Source organism: Nostoc sp. C057 (genome assembly GCF_013393925.1).
In the GTDB taxonomy this organism is placed as follows: Bacteria; Cyanobacteriota; Cyanobacteriia; order Cyanobacteriales; family Nostocaceae; genus Nostoc; species Nostoc muscorum_A.
Map to the genome: position 1 here is coordinate 4,625,259 of NZ_CP040281.1, position 17,609 is coordinate 4,642,867.

General features: G+C 38.3%; 16 protein-coding genes. 5 read left to right on the forward strand and 11 right to left on the reverse strand.

The window, feature by feature from the left end; genetic code table 11:
• Window positions 1–543 precede the first annotated feature (543 nt).
• Window positions 544–1,317, forward strand: a complete 774-nt coding sequence (locus FD724_RS19880; protein WP_179073813.1) for a putative sugar O-methyltransferase — start codon at window positions 544–546, stop codon at window positions 1,315–1,317.
• A 116-nt stretch (window positions 1,318–1,433) separates the two neighbouring features.
• Here the strand turns inward: FD724_RS19880 and FD724_RS19885 are convergent, their stop codons facing one another.
• Complete coding sequence (locus tag FD724_RS19885; RefSeq protein WP_179073814.1) at window positions 1,434–2,873, reverse strand: TylF/MycF/NovP-related O-methyltransferase; 1,440 nt, start codon at window positions 2,871–2,873, stop codon at window positions 1,434–1,436.
• A gap of 98 nt (window positions 2,874–2,971) precedes the next feature.
• Window positions 2,972–3,940, reverse strand: coding sequence for a glycosyltransferase family 4 protein (locus tag FD724_RS19890; protein ID WP_179073815.1), 969 nt, complete (start codon window positions 3,938–3,940; stop codon window positions 2,972–2,974).
• A gap of 135 nt (window positions 3,941–4,075) precedes the next feature.
• Between FD724_RS19890 and FD724_RS19895 the strand changes: the two genes are divergently transcribed.
• Window positions 4,076–4,819, forward strand: coding sequence for a bifunctional 2-polyprenyl-6-hydroxyphenol methylase/3-demethylubiquinol 3-O-methyltransferase UbiG (locus FD724_RS19895; protein ID WP_179073816.1), 744 nt, complete (start codon window positions 4,076–4,078; stop codon window positions 4,817–4,819).
• A 99-nt stretch (window positions 4,820–4,918) separates the two neighbouring features.
• Window positions 4,919–5,992 carry a glycosyltransferase family 4 protein gene (locus FD724_RS19900; protein WP_179073817.1) on the forward strand — a complete coding sequence of 358 codons (1,074 nt, stop codon included), beginning with the start codon at window positions 4,919–4,921 and terminating at the stop codon, window positions 5,990–5,992.
• Window positions 5,993–6,328: 336 nt separating this feature from the next.
• Here the strand turns inward: FD724_RS19900 and FD724_RS19905 are convergent, their stop codons facing one another.
• From FD724_RS19905 to FD724_RS19925, 5 genes are all read right to left on the reverse strand, one after another.
• Window positions 6,329–7,012 carry a Crp/Fnr family transcriptional regulator gene (locus FD724_RS19905; protein ID WP_012409279.1) on the reverse strand — a complete coding sequence of 228 codons (684 nt, stop codon included), beginning with the start codon at window positions 7,010–7,012 and terminating at the stop codon, window positions 6,329–6,331.
• A gap of 200 nt (window positions 7,013–7,212) precedes the next feature.
• Window positions 7,213–8,430, reverse strand: a complete 1,218-nt coding sequence (locus tag FD724_RS19910) for a pilus assembly protein PilB (RefSeq protein ID WP_179073818.1) — start codon at window positions 8,428–8,430, stop codon at window positions 7,213–7,215.
• Between the two features lie 274 nt (window positions 8,431–8,704).
• A complete protein-coding gene (locus tag FD724_RS19915) occupies window positions 8,705–9,892 on the reverse strand; it encodes a HetZ-related protein 2 (protein WP_114081363.1) in 1,188 nt (395 codons plus the stop codon).
• 1,007 nt (window positions 9,893–10,899) lie between these two features.
• Window positions 10,900–11,247 carry a carbon dioxide-concentrating mechanism protein CcmK gene (locus tag FD724_RS19920; protein WP_069069149.1) on the reverse strand — a complete coding sequence of 116 codons (348 nt, stop codon included), beginning with the start codon at window positions 11,245–11,247 and terminating at the stop codon, window positions 10,900–10,902.
• 85 nt (window positions 11,248–11,332) lie between these two features.
• The gene (locus tag FD724_RS19925) at window positions 11,333–11,644 is read right to left on the reverse strand and encodes a BMC domain-containing protein (RefSeq protein ID WP_069069150.1); all 312 of its coding nucleotides are present in this window, start codon (window positions 11,642–11,644) and stop codon (window positions 11,333–11,335) included.
• Window positions 11,645–11,912: 268 nt separating this feature from the next.
• Between FD724_RS19925 and FD724_RS19930 the strand changes: the two genes are divergently transcribed.
• Entirely contained in the window at window positions 11,913–12,800 is an 888-nt protein-coding gene (locus tag FD724_RS19930; protein ID WP_114081362.1) for an alpha/beta fold hydrolase, read from the forward strand.
• Window positions 12,801–12,923: 123 nt separating this feature from the next.
• Here FD724_RS19930 and FD724_RS19935 read toward each other — a convergent pair whose 3' ends face one another.
• Both FD724_RS19935 and FD724_RS19940 read right to left on the reverse strand, forming a co-directional pair.
• Window positions 12,924–13,544 carry a hypothetical protein gene (locus FD724_RS19935; RefSeq protein ID WP_114081361.1) on the reverse strand — a complete coding sequence of 207 codons (621 nt, stop codon included), beginning with the start codon at window positions 13,542–13,544 and terminating at the stop codon, window positions 12,924–12,926.
• A gap of 2 nt (window positions 13,545–13,546) precedes the next feature.
• Window positions 13,547–14,179, reverse strand: a complete 633-nt coding sequence (locus FD724_RS19940; RefSeq protein WP_012409272.1) for a ParA family protein — start codon at window positions 14,177–14,179, stop codon at window positions 13,547–13,549.
• 246 nt (window positions 14,180–14,425) lie between these two features.
• Between FD724_RS19940 and FD724_RS19945 the strand changes: the two genes are divergently transcribed.
• Window positions 14,426–15,808, forward strand: a complete 1,383-nt coding sequence (locus tag FD724_RS19945; RefSeq protein ID WP_179073819.1) for a cytochrome P450 — start codon at window positions 14,426–14,428, stop codon at window positions 15,806–15,808.
• Window positions 15,809–15,968: 160 nt separating this feature from the next.
• Here FD724_RS19945 and FD724_RS19950 read toward each other — a convergent pair whose 3' ends face one another.
• Together FD724_RS19950 and FD724_RS19955 are read right to left on the reverse strand one after the other, a co-directional pair.
• A complete protein-coding gene (locus FD724_RS19950; protein WP_179073820.1) occupies window positions 15,969–16,562 on the reverse strand; it encodes a DapH/DapD/GlmU-related protein in 594 nt (197 codons plus the stop codon).
• Window positions 16,563–17,032: 470 nt separating this feature from the next.
• Window positions 17,033–17,593, reverse strand: coding sequence for a shikimate kinase (locus FD724_RS19955; RefSeq protein WP_179073821.1), 561 nt, complete (start codon window positions 17,591–17,593; stop codon window positions 17,033–17,035).
• Window positions 17,594–17,609 lie beyond the last annotated feature (16 nt).

Below are 17,609 nucleotides of genomic sequence, written 5' to 3' on the forward strand. Positions count from 1 at the left end.
TCAATTTACTCTTTTTAAAATACACCATAGTGTAGGCAATTTGATGAAGGTTAAATTGCTTACCTCTCAAATGTTCAAACTCATGTAAAGCTTTCTGATCCCGATTACCTGTGAGGTTTGTCAGACTTTGTGACTAAAACCCAAGTGTGACCAACCTTGATTTTGTGCAGTTTCAGAAATAATTGGTATAATAATTTTTCCAATAACCGTAGTTACTCATCAGCATTATAATTATACCATTAGCGAGAACGCTGTCATAGAGAGTATTTGGGTTGTTTTATCCAAAATATTGAATCTCTAGCTGATGTATGGTAATTTTACACGTAAGAGTTGAGGTCAGTTTTGTAACTAAACTCTGAGGTAAGAGAACTATTAAGCATCGACCTCTATCACAGTATCTGCTTGGTAGCTTATAGAAGAACTATTCATAGACTCTTCTGTATTCAGCTTTTATTTATAAGTGACTTATGACTCTTCATTTATAGACTAGCTGGGCAACTAAGTTGAATAAATAGTTATGCCTAAATAAGGAAATTAGAAAGCATGAACTCCCAAGATAAGGTTTTACAAACCAGCCTGACTGACAATATTGACTATCCTGAATTCTGTTTAAAAGCTAGCTTGGATTCTTCCATATTTAAAGATTTTCGTCGCAATGAAATATACAAGATCGCATTAGAACACGACGACTTTGGTCAAGGATTAGAGTATCTGGAAGCAACCAAAAATTCTTCCTCTAAGGTATTGAGTAAGATTAATGAATTTCTTAAAAATGATCGGATTGGCAATCCTATAGTTTTTGATTACGAAGGCATTGGTACAATCGCACCACCTACCCTGCGATACATAAAAATTTTGTCAGATTTAGAATCTGAATTTGGCACTCTAGACAACTTAAATATATGTGAAATCGGAGTTGGTTATGGAGGGCTATGTAGAATTGTCAGTAGTTATTTTAAGGTAAAAACCTATACGTTGGTTGATCTAAAACCAGTGCTAATGCTAGCTCAAAGATATTTAGATCATTACCCATTAAACACGACGCTAGTCTATAAGACAATGAATGAATTACCTAAAGAAAATTATGATCTTGTAATTAGCAATTATGCCTTCACGGAACTGAGGCGAGAAATACAAGATATTTATCTAGAAAAGGTGTTTCTTTCTGCCACTAAAGGTTATATTACATACAATGAAATCAATCCAGAAGATTTTAATTCATATACAAAAGAAGAGTTAATTAAAATCATTCCCACAATCAGAGTCAATAAAGAAGTTGGCATATTAGATCCTGAAGATTGTACTTTAGTCTGGTAAAAAAATACCGGATTTATCCAAATTGAATAAAACTTAGGCAGATATTTAACAGACCAATACATAACTCAAAAATTTAAGTGACACCCTTCTAAAAGTATTGGGCTGTTAAATATTATTTAACCCTTCTTAAACCACACCGCAGTGTAGTCAATTCGATGCAAATTAAATTTCTCCCCTTTCAAACGCTCAAAGTCATGTAAGGCTTTTTGACAACCATCCCAATGTCCGTAGTCATCCACCTGAATCATCCCATTAATAACAACGCTATCATAGAGCGTATTGAAGATATCCATTGTTGATTCATACCAGTCTCCATCAGCGTGCATAAAAGCAATATTGCCTATCTCTGATTTATACTGAGGCAATGTATTAGCAAACAAACCCTTAACAGGTACAACAATATCTTGGACTGTTAACAATTGACAAATCGCTTGTATATTTTCTCCAATTGGAGCTTTTAAAGTGCCAACTCCAAACCCAGTTTCATTTGCAGGTATTCCATTATATATATCTATCTCCGTCGGTTCGGGCATTCCTTCAAAAGTATCACATGCATAAAGTAGACGTGGGCGCAAGCTGTATCGCTTAATTACAGATGCTAAAAGTGCTGCTGCTCCCCCTTTATAACTTCCACATTCAACAAAATTTCCGGGAATATCTTCTATACAAATTTGTTTTGCTAGAGAGTAAAGTGAAAATAAGCGTATTTCGCCCAATAAGGTATAAGGTCGGATAGCAGTAATAATTTCCATAAATTCATTTACTGAATCTGATGATAATTCACTTACATGATAGTTTTGCAAATGCTCCGGTACACTCCAATTAACATTTGGATCTGGCTGATGTTGGACTGGCTCAATATTGCCACGCCAAGCAACTCCCATAATCTGTCTTGTTTGATAAATCATTGTGTTCCACCCTTTTTGCTTTAAGTAATCTAAGCCTTGGGTAACATCGGGAGAATTTAAGTTATTAAATAGAATAAAAGCTTCTGTCTCTGCTAATTGTTCGCAGATAATTGCATAATTGAGCGGATTTATAGCTTCATTAGTTCCGTCAATAAAAATCAACGACCACTTGCGTTGTAATTGTTCGGCTAACTCCTCTATTTTTTGGGGAATATTACTACTTACTAGATTAACTGAGTCCAGGACACCTGCACATCGCAAAGAGTTAGTTACACTTTCATAAATATCTTTTCTGGCTAATAGAGCATCAATTACATCTAATTTTACTCCTGCTAATGCCAGATGACAGACAGACCAACCATACCAACAGCCAATAGCTAATACTTTTTTATCCCTAAACTTATGAGCGGTATTATAAAGAATATGTGCTTCATCCCGACTAAGAAATCCTATATCTGTCTCTCTTTTATCTACATACAGGTTATGAGGAATTTCACGTTTTAGAGAATGCAAATCAGAAGTATTTATATCTTCTACAATCATATTGGGAAAACATTTATCTGGTTTGATAATTTCAAGCCCAACTGAAACATAATCTCCATCTGCTAACAATGCTCTGTCAATAAATTCTATCGTTTCTTTATTCATGATTAATTTTTCCTTAAATATCCTAATTTTTGCTGCTAACCTCATGCCTATTCCTGTGATGCAGTCTTAGGCATACACAGTTACTGATTGATGGCTTACTAATAATCAAACTTGCTAAAATCGTCAATTATGTGAATATAGTTTTTGATGATGTGACTAAAATCAAAATTTTCCCTGACATATTCTACAATTTCTTGGCGAAAAGATTTATTTTTATCAATTAAATCAATAATTGTGTCACAAACAATTTTTTTATTTTCGGCGGTAGCATTAGTTAATATATCATCTGGCAAAACTTTAATAAACTCTTTGGAGTGTAAGTTAGCACTAGCCGATTCTGAAACAACGACACATAAACCTGCTGCCATTGCTTCTAATACTACAAGCGGTGCAATTTCTCCATTACTAATTAAAACTAAACAATTATAATCTGTGAGATTATTATAAACTTGTTTTAAACTCCAGATACCTAAATATTTTGTCGTGGTTCCTTCTTTAAAATTAGGGTCATCTAAAGGCCCAACAAAATCTAATCCTAACTTACCATCAATCGTTTCTGCTAGCAATCTCTGCTGCTTTCTCGGTTGAATCCAACCCAAACAAATAGCTTTATTATTTCCTTCTTCTTTGAAATTCAATTTTTGAGTATCAATACCGTTTATTTGCACTGATATATATCCAGAATAGCCTGCTTTAATAAAAGTATTTTTTGTTGGATTAGAAAGGGCAATTATACCAGGTGCATTTAGGTAATGTTGAAATCCTTCTTTAAAATCTTCTTCCCATTTATCTTGTTTAAAAAAATAGCCATTATGACAACTAAAACAATATTTTTGTTCTAGGCTTTTATTGAATTGACTAACAAATTTATAAGCGTGTAAATGTACAAAATTATAATTTCCATTATTGATTTTATCTATAACTTCATTGACATCTTTATTATTAAAAATATCTACTTGATGTCCAAGCTTATCTAAAAAATATTTATACTCTTGGATGAGAGTCAAAATAGAACTTGATAAGGGAGGTGCAGGAATATAGCCTCCAGCAACTAAGGCAATCTTCATGAAAATCCCTATTTTTTAGAAACTATTGCTCAAATATACTACACTTTTTATCGATGTTTACAAGTGTTAATAAGTTAAAGCGGTATATATCTATTCTATAATAGAATACGTTGATTTCGTTGTGATATAAATTTTATGGTTAACTCTACTGCGCCTTCTTTCTTAAGTAGCTTTTTAGAAAATTCATTTGACTTAAAAGATCATTTACAAGGTTTTTTACATTTAGATCCAGGAACCATAGAGACAAAGTTAGCAGCAGGACAAGAGGAAATAAAAAACTTAGGGCGCAAAGATTTTAATTGGGAAGAAGCAACTGCTTTCTATCGTGAGAAAGTAGGAGAACTTTACTTGTTTGAATTGGGGGCTTGGCATCTATCAAGTTATGCTTATATTGGGGATATGTTGCAGTTGATTGCAGATTGTGCCCAAGGAAGAGTGTTAGATTTTGGTGGAGGGATAGGAACTCATACCCTTGGTGCTGCTCTTTGTCCACAAGTGGAGCAAGTTATTTATTATGATATTAATCCGATTAATCGTGATTTTGTTCAGTATCGAGCAGAGAAAATGGGACTGGGGGAAAAAATAATTTGTAGTCTTGAAATGCCTACAAAAGAAAAATTTGATACTATTTTGTGTTTTGATGTTTTAGAACATTTGTCAGACCCTAGCCAGCAGTTATTAGAATTTTATCAATCTTTGAATTCTGAGGGTAAAATGATAGTGAATTGGTATTTTTTTAAAGGTTTCAATCAAGAATTTCCTTTTCATTTAGACGATCATAAAGTAGTAGAAACATTTTTTCATACACTTCAGAGTCAATTTTTAGAGGTTTTTCACCCTTACTTAATTACAACTCGCTGCTACCGTAAGCAGAGTTGAATTTAATTACATATTTTTTGGGTGGAGCCATAGCGAAACTTGCTAAACAAGTTATTTAGCTGAAAAAAGGATGTTGATAAAAATAGATTAACGACGGAAATGTACCATAAATTATTATTTATGTCTACTCCAATGGGCCCGCTAGGTTCAGGATTGGGAGGCGGAGTAGAGTTGACTTTATCTAATATTGCTACAGAGATGCTGCGGCGAGGACATAAATTAGAAATTGTTGCACCGCAGGGATCTATCAGCAATTCATTACCGATTAGAGAAATTCCCGGTGAACTAATACAGATACCAGCGCAAAATCAGAGTCGTAGCGATCCAATTTTGCTGCATAAAAATTCTGTTTTAGCGAATATGTGGGATCATGCTCGTCAAGTCCAAACTGATTATGATTTGATTGTGAATTTTGCTTATGATTGGTTGCCACTCTATTTAACACCATTTTTTAATTGTCCGATCGCACATCTGATCAGTATGGGTTCTTTGACAGATGTAATGGATGAGATTATTGAACAAGTAGCAATCAATTTTCCTGATAGTATTGGTGTTCACAGCCAAACACAGGCAGCTACTTTCACATTTGCAGAACGGTGTATTTGTCTGTTAAATGGCATGGATTTATCTATTTATCAATTTTGCCAGAAACCAACTCAGAGCTTGGCGTGGGTAGGTAGGATAGCTCCTGAGAAAGGGCTAGAAGATGCAGTAGCAGCAGCAGAAATCACTGGCATTAAATTGAAAATATTCGGATTAAAACAGGATGTATCTTATTGGGAAAAAATTTGTCAAGAATACCCAAATGCTCCTATAGAATATGTAGGATTTTTACCAACGCTTGAGCTACAAAAGGAGCTAGGTAAATGTCAAGTACTTTTAGTAACTCCTCGTTGGATAGAAGCATTTGGAAATGTAGCAATAGAAGCGCTTGCTTGTGGAGTACCTTTAATTGCTTATCGTCGCGGTGGTTTAACAGAAATTGTCCAGGAAGGAAAAACTGGTTTTTTGGTGGAACCTGATAGTGTTCAAGGTTTAGTAGAAGCTATTAAGCATTTGGATAAAATTGACCGACAAACTTGTCGCCAGCAAGCAGAAACTCTATATTCTTTAGAAGCTATGGGCGATCGCATTGAAGAGTGGTTTCAAGAAATTCTGAGAAAAAAATTCTGAAAAGCTGAGATAGTACTAATCTTGTTCAATTTAGATATTACCGCTACGACTAACGGGATTTACCAATGCAGCCATCCAACGTTGAAATTAATAAATAATTCTGGAACAATTACGCCAAAATATGGGATAAATCTCAAGTTATTCTAGGTAATCAAAAAGTTACAGATGATGAAAGAGATAATTACGTCAATTATTTAGGTGATGAATGCGCGACACTATAAGATGCAGTCAATATTGTGACCAAGTATATTACACCGTTTATTTCCCAAGACAGTACAACCTCTTCTTTCTTTTTCAGAAACCCCTACCTATGATGGATTATCTCAGCTAAAGTAATCACACTTTGCCAGCCAAGTTTATCAACTGCTTGAGATTCACAAGATAAGTAATGTTATTGGCGCTATCAATTTTGATCCACCCTTTTTCATGCAGCTTTTCCATGATTTTGGTGGTTTCTTCAACACCGATTTCTGTTACCTCTGCTAAATCTTTAAAAGGAATGTTAAAAACTTCTCTTCCTAAGTCTGATTCCTGACCATAACTTTCACCTAAAGTTACTAGGGTATGAGCGAGTTTGACTGCTGGTGGTGAAGACCGCATTTGTAATCGCTGGTTAATTTGCCGCAATCGCCGCACCATCAGTTGCAGCATCCGGTGATGTAACTGTGGGTCTTTAAACAATATTTGAATAAAACGCTCTCTGGAGATACTAAGCAACTTCACGGGTGAAAGGGCAATGACATCAGTTGAGCGTGGAGATTCATCTAAAATTGCCATTTCTCCAAAAAAATCGCCACGACCAAAAATTGCCAAAGCCACTGAATCGTCCCCGACAGTACGCCGGACTTTGACCCACCCAGAAACCACGAAGTAAACGGCATTACCCCAGGCATCTTCCATCACAACGGCTCGCCCCGATGGATATTCATGTTCAATTGCAACGTTGAGCAGCCATTCTAAGGTCTGTGGGTTGGCTGTACTCATCAAGGGGAAAAGTTCACTAAAAACCTCAGTTAGCATGAAATATTTGCAACAAATGGATTCAAGAGCGGGAAACTAACTTTGATACTATAAGTTTGTTTAAATCGTAATCTTACTCAGAGTACGATCGCAAAATTTGTATTTATTTGAGATGAACCTTGTAAGGTTGATCGGTCTAAAGTCTCATTACAACATAACAATTATGTACGCGATCGAAATCAGCGCTTTCACTGACAGACCTATAATTTGCTGTCTGTTGGTGGATTGCTATGTATTGCCAGTATTTTGATCTGTTGGTCTAAATTTTTCACTAATTGATTCAGTGTAGCTAAAGCCTCTGATTGCTGAGAGTCAAGGATAGGATTCAACAAAAGCCGTTCTTGTAGTTCATGTAATTTGAAACTTAGTTGCTGAGAAATTCCTAAAGCATCACGTCCCAGACGCATCAATTGTTGTTGCTGATAGAATTTTAATGCTGCTCCCCGCAAGACTTGGAGTGTTGCCTCTTCACCGTAGGTTCCCGGCATAACTCGCAAGCGTAATAACAAGCGGTTTTTTTGATATACATATTCCTTCTCTACCTGTTTTGGTTCTGCAAGCGTGATGAGAGGTAGGGAGGCAAACCGCTTTAATTCATTCAGTACTCCTTGGAAAACATAGAGCGGCAACTTGTCTAATACAGACTGCAATATTCCATTATCACTCCAAAGTATCCTGCCTTCGTAAGCTTGTCTTTCTAAATACAGCCGGCCGATTCCCCCACCCAGAATTCGCCCTAGTAATTCCTCTAGTAATTTTTTGGGTGGCAGTGTTGGTAGCAACTCAATGGGAGTAAGTAATTCAGGAACTTGTGTAGGTAAAATAGGTAGATTGTTTGCTACTGCAACAGATGTCTCGCCCTCTTGACTCCTTAGAGTTTGAGATGATTGATCTAGCTCTGGGATAGGAGGCAAGTCTACACGCTGTCCAGAATGTTGACGCTTTTGTGTCTGAAACGGCATCAATAGGGGGTGCTGATTTGATTCTGAGTCGGCATTTAGGGAGGGAATAGGTTTGTCAGTATTTTGTTGGAGAAAGTCCTCTGTTGACTCATGCACAAGTTTTGCATCTAGTTGAGATGTATTCTTATGGTTGAGGTAGGCTGATAATATTCTGCGGTGAGAGTCGCTTGCGATCGCCTCAATCACCATCGTGCAATTGATATAAGACAAAATGCGACCTACATAATCTAGTGCCTCACTGTCTTGTGGATAAACCATACCTAGCAAGAGGTTTTTGTCTTCTAATCCCAAGGGCAAAATCTGATGGTAGAGGCAAGCTTCAAAGGATAAAAGATTATCAATCAGTTGGAACATTTGCTCGCGTTCCCCTCCTTCCTCCCATCTAGTTTGAGTGGCAGTTAGGATTTGCTGTGCATTTGCTGCGGTATCATTTAGTTCGCCCTCGGAAGACAACATAGGTTTGATTGCGTGGTGTTTATTTATATTTTGCCTCTAATTGAGTAAGTAGTTAATAAAGATACTTTGTTTGATTGTTAAAATTTCAATTATATATACTTAAGTAGACGTAAGTAGAAGATGAATTTTAGATGATAGATTGGGGATAATACTGAGAAGTGGGCATTGGGCATTGGGCAAATAATTAATACTTCTTCTTACCCTAATCCCCTACTTTCCCTACTCCTCCACTTCGCCACTCCCCATTTGCCTTGTCTCCCGCCGCCTGAATTGGCTACTCTTGGGTTCTTAAAGCTTGGGCTGCAAGATAAATTTTTGTCCATTCGCCTAATACTTGATGGGTTTTGAGTTTTAACTGTTGAGCTATTGCTTCTATTGAGTTACCTACTTTCCGCAAATCTAGGATTTGCCGCCCCAGAGGAGTCAATTTTTCATCAAGTTGTTGCCATTGGTTTTGCGTTAACCCTAAATTATGTTCTTGTAAGGAAATTGAGAGCCAGCTGTCTACTAGCTCTGGTTTATTTTTGAGGGCAAAAACACGCACAGCATGGTAACTAATTTTTTCTCGCAGACGGTAGACTTCTTTAGTCTGCTTATCCAGTTTTTGGGCGATCTCTTCTTGGGACTTACCTTGCAGATACAGTCTTAGCCATTCTACTGCGTCTTTTCCGAGATTTTCTTGTAAATAATTTTCAAATTCTTTTTGGACGGACTGACGTAGGGACTGTTGTTCTTCTAGTTGTTGTGTTTCTTGATATTCTGCGATCGCCTGACTATCTACTAAGTTAACTCGATTGTCACTGTCGTCGGTGAGGACTTCTTCTGACACCAGTCTAATCATGTCACGACCAGGCACTTGGGTTAAGCCACCGCGCTGAGTGCGACGCAAGTAATTTACAAACCGGTAAGCTAATAGGGGTTGATTGCGTACTGGCCGCAAACAATATTCTTCTACACTGGCAAATAGCAGAGCATCCGCCAATCGCCTATCGCTTGTATATTTGGCAAGATCAGCCATTTGTTGCTGCATGTAGGCATCAGTTTGCAGTAATTCTTGGAGTACTTCTTGCAATACATCCATCACACTGCGCTGGCGATCGCGGCTGAGGGAAACCCAAGTCTGAATCTTATTCCGTAATGTCACTAAACTCCCTAGTCGCGTTATCAAGTTGCGATAAGCACGTTCTCGCCCAAACCCCAAATAACGTTGACGTAAAATCCTCCAGCGATATTCCATCGCTTGTTTGGCGATCTCAAGTTCCTTCGGGTTTAACAGATCAAACCGTTTTGAGTCAGATCCAAATAGCCAGAGAATAATACTTTGCCTAGCAGCTTCATTTTGCTCTGGACATTCAGTAGCCAAGCGCTTTTGCCAATCTAAAGCCAGTTTTTCCATATCTGTTGTCATACTGAGATTGCATTCCTCGAAACTCAATTTTGAAGTTTGCATCACAACCCCCATTTATCCCACCTAATTGTTAACTGGCAGCTGCCCCAGATTTCATGAGTTTCATGAAAATAGCTCAGTGTTTCTACTCTTATTACGTCTTAATTCACTAGAATTATGCAGAAATTTCTACATTGATGTTTTCCTTTCAATTCCAAAATACCCAAAACCCTTGTAAATGAAGCATTTAGAGCAAGTTTGTTAATTTAAGCTTTTTGTAAAGTTATGTTTTTTAACTAAGAACAGAAATCTGCCTAGAGTGGTGAGGATACACCTTTGCATGAGATGGGTCGGGGAAATCTGATATTTTGTAACAGATACCAGGAACGAATCTAATTTAACTCAATGTCAGACGTTATTTCACCCGTATAAGTTTCAACCCCCTACAATCCTTTACGTAGGAAAATACTTAGTTAAATCTTAATACGCTTGGTGTTCATAAGATTTTGCTCTATAAAAGCCCTCCGACCCTCTTAAAATGAGCTTAATTCCGTCCTTTCTAAGGGTAATTAGGGAGGAGGAGCGAGCCTTAACTGAATAGTATTAAGTTAAATTTCTTAATATATTTTTATTTTATCTAAATGTAAACCTCGTCTACCTTAAGAACCGTAGTTTTGTAGGTTGCGTGCAGCGATAGTGTAACCCAACATAAATAAGGTGGTAATGTTGGGTTGCGTTTCACTTCACCCAACCTACATAAATATATCTTTTAAAAAACTCTAGGTTTCAACATAGATGAGGTTTATATACGTAAATTAGTGTTTAAAAGGATATTTAGTAAGACGTTATATAAAACGTTTAAATTAGTAAAAATGAATAGTCAACAGTCAATATTGATTGATTTTGACTATTGACTGTGATTGTTGCTTTCCCTCTGCTTCAAAATTCAACTTCTGCAAAATCTAATAACAGAAAGAATGCAACCCTCAAAAGCTTTAATGGTCAGAAGCCTTAAAATAGACTTCTCAATAAATTCATTTGTAGAGATTCTTCGTTTTGAATTTCCCCGCAGAGGGTTGAATCTATCGATTGTTCGATCTAACAATCGGATTTTCTACAGATTCTCGATACCCTTGGACTTGTTCTGTGTAACCAATTGGCAGAACAGCTTCAACGTTTTCATGGGGACGAGCAATAATTACCCAGGATTCAAGTGTACCGCCAAAAACATTTTCTGCGGCTTCAACACCAGCAGCCATAGCAGCTTTTACTTCAGAAACATCGCCACGAATATTAACTGTAAAACGGGCGCTACCCACTCTAATATATCCAACAAGAGTGACTCGACCAGCTTTTACCATTGCATCTGCTGCTGCTAGCACCGCAGGAAAACCTTTCGTTTCAAGTGCTCCAACTGCCTGTAATGACATTATTAATCTCCTGTATGAATAAACGATATGGGGGCTATAAGCTAATTGTACGAAGCTTCGCTACAGATTTTGATAGCAAAATTGCTTAGAACATGCGGAAAGGTTCTGATTCTTCGGTGAAATGGATTGGTAATATGGTTTCCACATTTTCCGGGGGATTAGGAACAACGTAGTAGGTAATTACTGTACCAACCTTGACTTGCTCTCCAGCTACGATTCCGGCTTCAACAGCTCTATTGACTTCAGAAACGTGTCCCCGGACGGCGACTAACAAACGTGCGCTTTCAGCTTGACCATAATACACAATCGTAACTGCGGCAGCTTTGACCATTGCATCTGCTGCGGCTAAAACACTAGGAAAACCTAAAGTTTCAATTACGCCAACCGCCATTGGCATGGCATTAGCTCCTGGAATAAGGGATAGGCGATATCAATTGTACGTGGCTTTAGTCCCAATTTTGACATTTTGCAAAATTTTCTTTGGTGGTGGGAATTAGGAGAGACGCGATTAATAGCGTCTGTACAAGAGTTAGAATATTTTGATTAGCTGCTAAACTATATTTTATATATTACAAATAATACTTGAGCAGATTAGTTTGTGTAATTTTGTTGTTTAACAAAATCAGCGATGCGCCAAAGCAAGCTAATACGATAAACTGAAATTTATGTTTCCGAATTTTCTTCCTCAAGCAGTTGGGCAACTGACAGAATCTGCCTCGATCGCACTAGCTCAGAGTATTCAAACTGCTGCGATCGCTACTCCTTTAATTAATCAACCAGTTACCACAACTTATGTCAAGCAGGGGAGTGGTGGAACTCCTATTTTATTAATTCATGGCTTTGACAGTTCTGTATTAGAATTTCGGCGGCTTTTGCCACTACTCTCTAGAGATAATGAAACGTGGGCTGTAGATTTGTTGGGTTTTGGGTTTACAGATAGACTCTCAGGAATTGCTTATAGCCCAACTGCGATTAAAACCCATCTTTATTATTTTTGGAAAAGCTTAATTAAGCAACCTGTAATTTTAGTGGGCGCTTCGATGGGGGGTGCGACGGCGATTGATTTTACGCTGACTTACCCGGAAGTTGTAAAAAAGCTAGTGTTAATTGATAGTGCGGGGTTGGCTGGTGGTTCACCGTTAAGTAAATTCATGTTCCCCCCATTAGATTATTTCGCAACTCAATTTTTGAGTAATCTAAAGGTGCGCGATCGCGTTTCTCGCATTGGATATAAAAATCAAAGTCTTGCTTCTGTCGATGCTTTATGTTGTGGCGCGTTACATCTCCAAATGCCCAGTTGGAATCAAGCTTTGATTGCTTTTACTAAAAGTGGTGGTTATAGTGCTTTTAGATTTGATATTTTATCAAAAATTGTGCAACCAACACTAATTTTGTGGGGCGATTCCGATAAGATTTTGGGTACTAAGGATGCCACAAAGTTTAAAAGTGCAATTCCACACAGCAATCTCATCTGGATTCAAGATTGTGGTCATCTCCCGCACTTGGAACAACCACAAATCACCGCGCAGCATATTTTAAACTTTCGAGTTTAAAGCAGTTTTTTATTTACTAAGTATAATATCGATTACCTGTGGAGTTGCATAGAACAAGGAGCTTAAGCCCCTTGTTTTACAAAACCTGATTTTGTACAGTTTCACAAAGAACTGATATCAACTCTAGTCAAGTAACCACATCTCATTAGAACTATCAGGATACTCATTTGGTTGATTTTGTGGTTGATTTTGAGCTAGCGTTTCCGATGAACGATGTGATTTTTTGTAGTTAAGTGGATTGTAATGGTCTTTGACTGGTTTGATAGCAGTACTTTCTTTGACCACAAGTTTTTTAGAATTATCTTCTGCTGTTTGTTTTAAAGCATTAATTTCTTCTATCAGCTTGGAATTCGCTTCTGCAAGTTGCAGTGCTGTTTTTTTGGTTTCTTCAAGTTCTTTTGTTAGTTGTTCTAGTAATGATTTCTGTTCTGATGCAAATGTTTTTTGTTTAGATAATTTTGATTGCAAATCAGCAACTTCTTGTCCAAGAGATGCTTCTTTTTTGTGGCTTGCTTCTAAATTACTTGTCAACTCTTTAACAGTTGCTTCTAAATCAGCTTTAGTTGGGCTTGTGCGCTTAGTAGAATTTGACTCAGATGTTTGTGCTGAGGATTCTTCATCAGATGAAGCCTGTTCTTCGGTAATTGCTTGTGCTGTAACTTCGATCGCAGATTCACCTTCTGGGGGTGTAAATTTTTGTGCCTCTTCTTGTAGTAAGTCAGAGAGACTTTGTTTCCTAGCCATTATTATTTTCTCCAATCACGCTGTAATTCATCAGCTGCACGACGGTAGTCTAACTCCGCCTCTCGTGCATTACTTCCTCGCCATTGAGCGATCGCTACACCCTCAAGCGCCGCTCGTTCATGAGCCTTATAAGCACGGATAAAGGTATTAAAAGCAGGAATACCTAATCTAGTGAGAGTGTTTTTTGCTTCTAGCGCTTCCCCAATGCTGCGCGTATCGACTTTAGTTAGCAGTACCCGATGGGGGGTTCCCACGGGGATGACGGCTTCCTTGACTGTTTCCACGAGGATAGCTAAATCCATTGCGGATGGGGGTGTAGGCAAAACTAGATAATCTGCGATCGCAACTACCGCCACTAATGCTTCAGAGCGCAGCGCGGGAGGCGTATCCACCACTACTAAATCGTAACCTGTTATCTTTCCTAAATCACTTAAAAGCTTGGGATCTGTTTCTTGAGATAAATCAAATCCCATTCCCTGCTGACTGCGCCCAAACCACCAGCTGGCAGAACCTTGAATATCTGCATCAATCAGCAACACCTTTTTTTTCTTCGCAAAGTTTGCAGCCAGATTGACTGCGGTAGTCGTTTTGCCGACTCCTCCTTTACCGTTGAGAATAGCGATGATTTTTGGCACTGCTTGCTTCCGATGCTGCCTCTTGTTAGCGCTAGCGGGGCGTTTAGCCCGTGCTGAGTTAGGAGTGCTGAGTTAGGAGTAAAGACGCAATTAATCGCATCTGTACAAGAGTTTTTATTATTCTCTTTTCAGTTCTCAGTCTCCAGTCTCTAGTCCCCAATCATGAATATACCGCTTTCTGTAACCTTAAATAACATGAAAAGTCGTAACAATAAAATTCAGAAGCCATCAAATTTACAAACTTCTATGACAGTAACTTACAATCTGCCTGATGGGCCTCAAATGCCGCGCTGGTTGCGGATGATCAAGTTTATTACTCAGCCAGTGAAATATGTCGATGATTTTGCCAAAACCTATGGTGACACTTTCACCATCAGGAGTAGTAGCTCTGATAACCATCTTGTGTATTTTAGTCAACCCCAAGCACTTGAGCAGATTTTTACTGCTGATTCGAGGCATTTTGAGGTTGGGAGGGGAAACACAGGACTAAGATTTTTACTTGGCGATCGCTCCTTTATGTTATCAGATGGCGATCGCCACCAGCGCCAACGGCAACTATTAGCTCCCCCCTTTCATGGCGAAAGGATGCGGGCTTATGGTGAGGATATTCGGAAAATAACCCAACAGGTGAGTCATGAATGGCAAATTGGTAAGCCTTTTAAGATCCGTGAGTCGATGCAAGAAATTACCTTGCGTGTTATTCTGCGGGTTGTCTTTGGTTTGAATGAGGGAGAGCTTTTTGAAGAACTAAGGCGATCGCTAAGTGACTTATTAGACTTCATCACTTCGCCCCTAATGTCCAGCGCCTTCTTTTTCCAGTTCATGCAAAAAGATTTCGGTGCGTGGAGTCCCTGGGGTTGGGTTCTGCAACAACGGCAAAAAATTGATCGACTGATTTATGCTTTACTTCGAGAACGTCGCGCCCAAACCGATCAAAATCGCCAAGATATCCTAAGTTTGATGATGGCGGCTCGTTACGACGATGGTCAAGGGATGTCAGATGAAGAATTACACGACGAGTTAATGACACTGCTAGTAGCGGGACATGAAACTACCGCTTCTTCATTAACGTGGGCTTTTTACTGGATTGATCGTTTACCAGAGGTGCGTGAGAAGTTGCTAAAGGAACTCAACACCATTGGAGTTAACCACGATTTGAGTAGTGTAGGTAAATTGCCCTATTTGACAGCAGTTTGCCAAGAAACACTACGAATTTACCCAATTGTCATGGCTGCTTTCCCCCGGATTGTGAAAACCCCAATTACAATTATGGGCTACGAACTGCGAGAGGGAACGGTAATAATCCCCAGTATTTATTTAGCGCATCATCGAGAAGAAGTTTATCCACAATCCAAGCAGTTCAAACCAGAACGTTTTTTAGAAAGACAATATTCACCTTATGAATATTTACCCTTTGGTGGCGGTAATCGTCGCTGTATTGGGATGGCATTTGCCCAGTATGAAATGAAAATTGTCTTAGCAACTGTTCTATCTGACTTTCAAGTATCGCTAGTTAATAAACGTCCTGTGCGTCCTGTACGCCGTGGATTAACTGTCGCTACACCAGCCGGAATGCGGATGGTTGCTACACCTCAAGTCAAGCCTGCAAATACGCCAGCCTTAGTTTAGGTAAGTAGGGTGGGCATTAAACCTGGATTTCTCACAAGTAAGAAATCAAGGAGTGTGGGAGGTGTGGGAGGTTGGGGAAGAAATCTGACCCCGCACACTCCCCTGCCTACAGTATCGTGAGAAATCTGGGTAAAATGCCCACCCTACTATTTTGTAATAATTACGAGATATCCTGATTTTCTTGCTTGTTAGCGAGTTGTTCATAATGTTCTTTATCGCGGTATTTAATTATTCTCATCGGTTGATTCCCAACAATTGCTAAAGGTTCAACATTAGCAGTTACAACCGTACCAGCCGCCACAATTGCACCATCTCCAATAGTAACTCCCGGAATAATTAAGACATTTCCGCCAATCCAAACATTGCGGCCGATGACAACAGGTTTATGGATGTAGACATTATGTTCATAAGGCAAATCATTACTTTGATAGTCGTGATTTGCAGAGAGGATAATAACGTTAAATCCAAGCGTGGTGTTGTCGCCAATTGTGATTCCCCCACGACCATCTAATAAGACATCCGGGCCGATGTAGACTTTATTTCCCAGAGATACATTTTGTGGATGGTCAATTGTAATATCTCGCTTAAATCGTAAACCTGAGCCACAAAATTTTAATTGACTCTTCAATTCTTGATGCTTGTAGCGCCTGATTTTGGTTTCTAGATATTCTCCCCACCGTACCAGACGAGGTACTAGCCATTGTTCTAATAGTCGTTCTAACTTATTCGTAATTTTATTTTTTATCTCTTTCATAAAACCTCACAGGAGTTTGACTAACCTCTGGTTTTAGCCCAGAAAGGCAAAATAAAGCGGGTATCCTAGCACACGTCACACTTGTTGTTAGGTTTCCCTAATTAGAATATTTTCTCTCACGTGAAAGTTATAATAATTTAAAATCTCTATTAGGGATTGAAACTATCAGATATCTGGCAAAATGATCCCTGAAACACGTGTTACTAAAACGTATATTAAATTACTCAAATCTTTTCCTCCTCGTTCCATAACTTCCGAGGAAGAATTGCTGGCTACGCAAGAAGTTATTGATTCCTTGATTGATAAATTATCTTCCTTTGTGTTCCTCTGCGCTTCCCTCCGCGTACCTTTGCGTTAAAAACATAAAATTAGATATTCATCGCGGTATTATAGCGTAGCCTCAAAAAGGTTTCCTAAAGTTGTAATCCATCTAAAAAAAACACTTAAAACTAAAGAATAAGTAATCAGTTTTAAAGTTTTACAATTTTAAGTATCTCATCCCGTGTTTCTTCAGGTGATTTACCCTTTGTGTAAACAACAAACTTTGCTAAATCATAATTTGAATGATGCTTAACAAAATATTCGTTCAAATCAAACCCATTACTAACAATCTCACCATTACGTTCGTTAAGTATTTGGATAGATTCTTCTAAATCTGGAGAAGGAAGAATCAACACAACATTTATATATGGCTCTAAAACTTGTTGCACCCGTCTGAAAAGATCGTCATCTTCATAAACAGAATGGCCTGCACCAAAATCAATAACACAACTGCTATATTCCGAAAGTACTCTTTCAACCGCGTAAGCTTCAAAGGGTTTCCAATAACGATAAATACCTGGAAATCCTTCTTTTTCTCTTATTTGCTTTGCCAGTTCCTCATCATAATTTATTTCCTTATAATAATTCAATCGTACATCGTCCATAGAACACTGCGGAATCCCTAACTTATGAGCAAGGAGTTTTCCAAGTGTGCTTTTACCTGTACTAATTGGCCCAATGAGAATAATATCTGAAATATTACGACTCATTTTAAAAAGCCTGAAG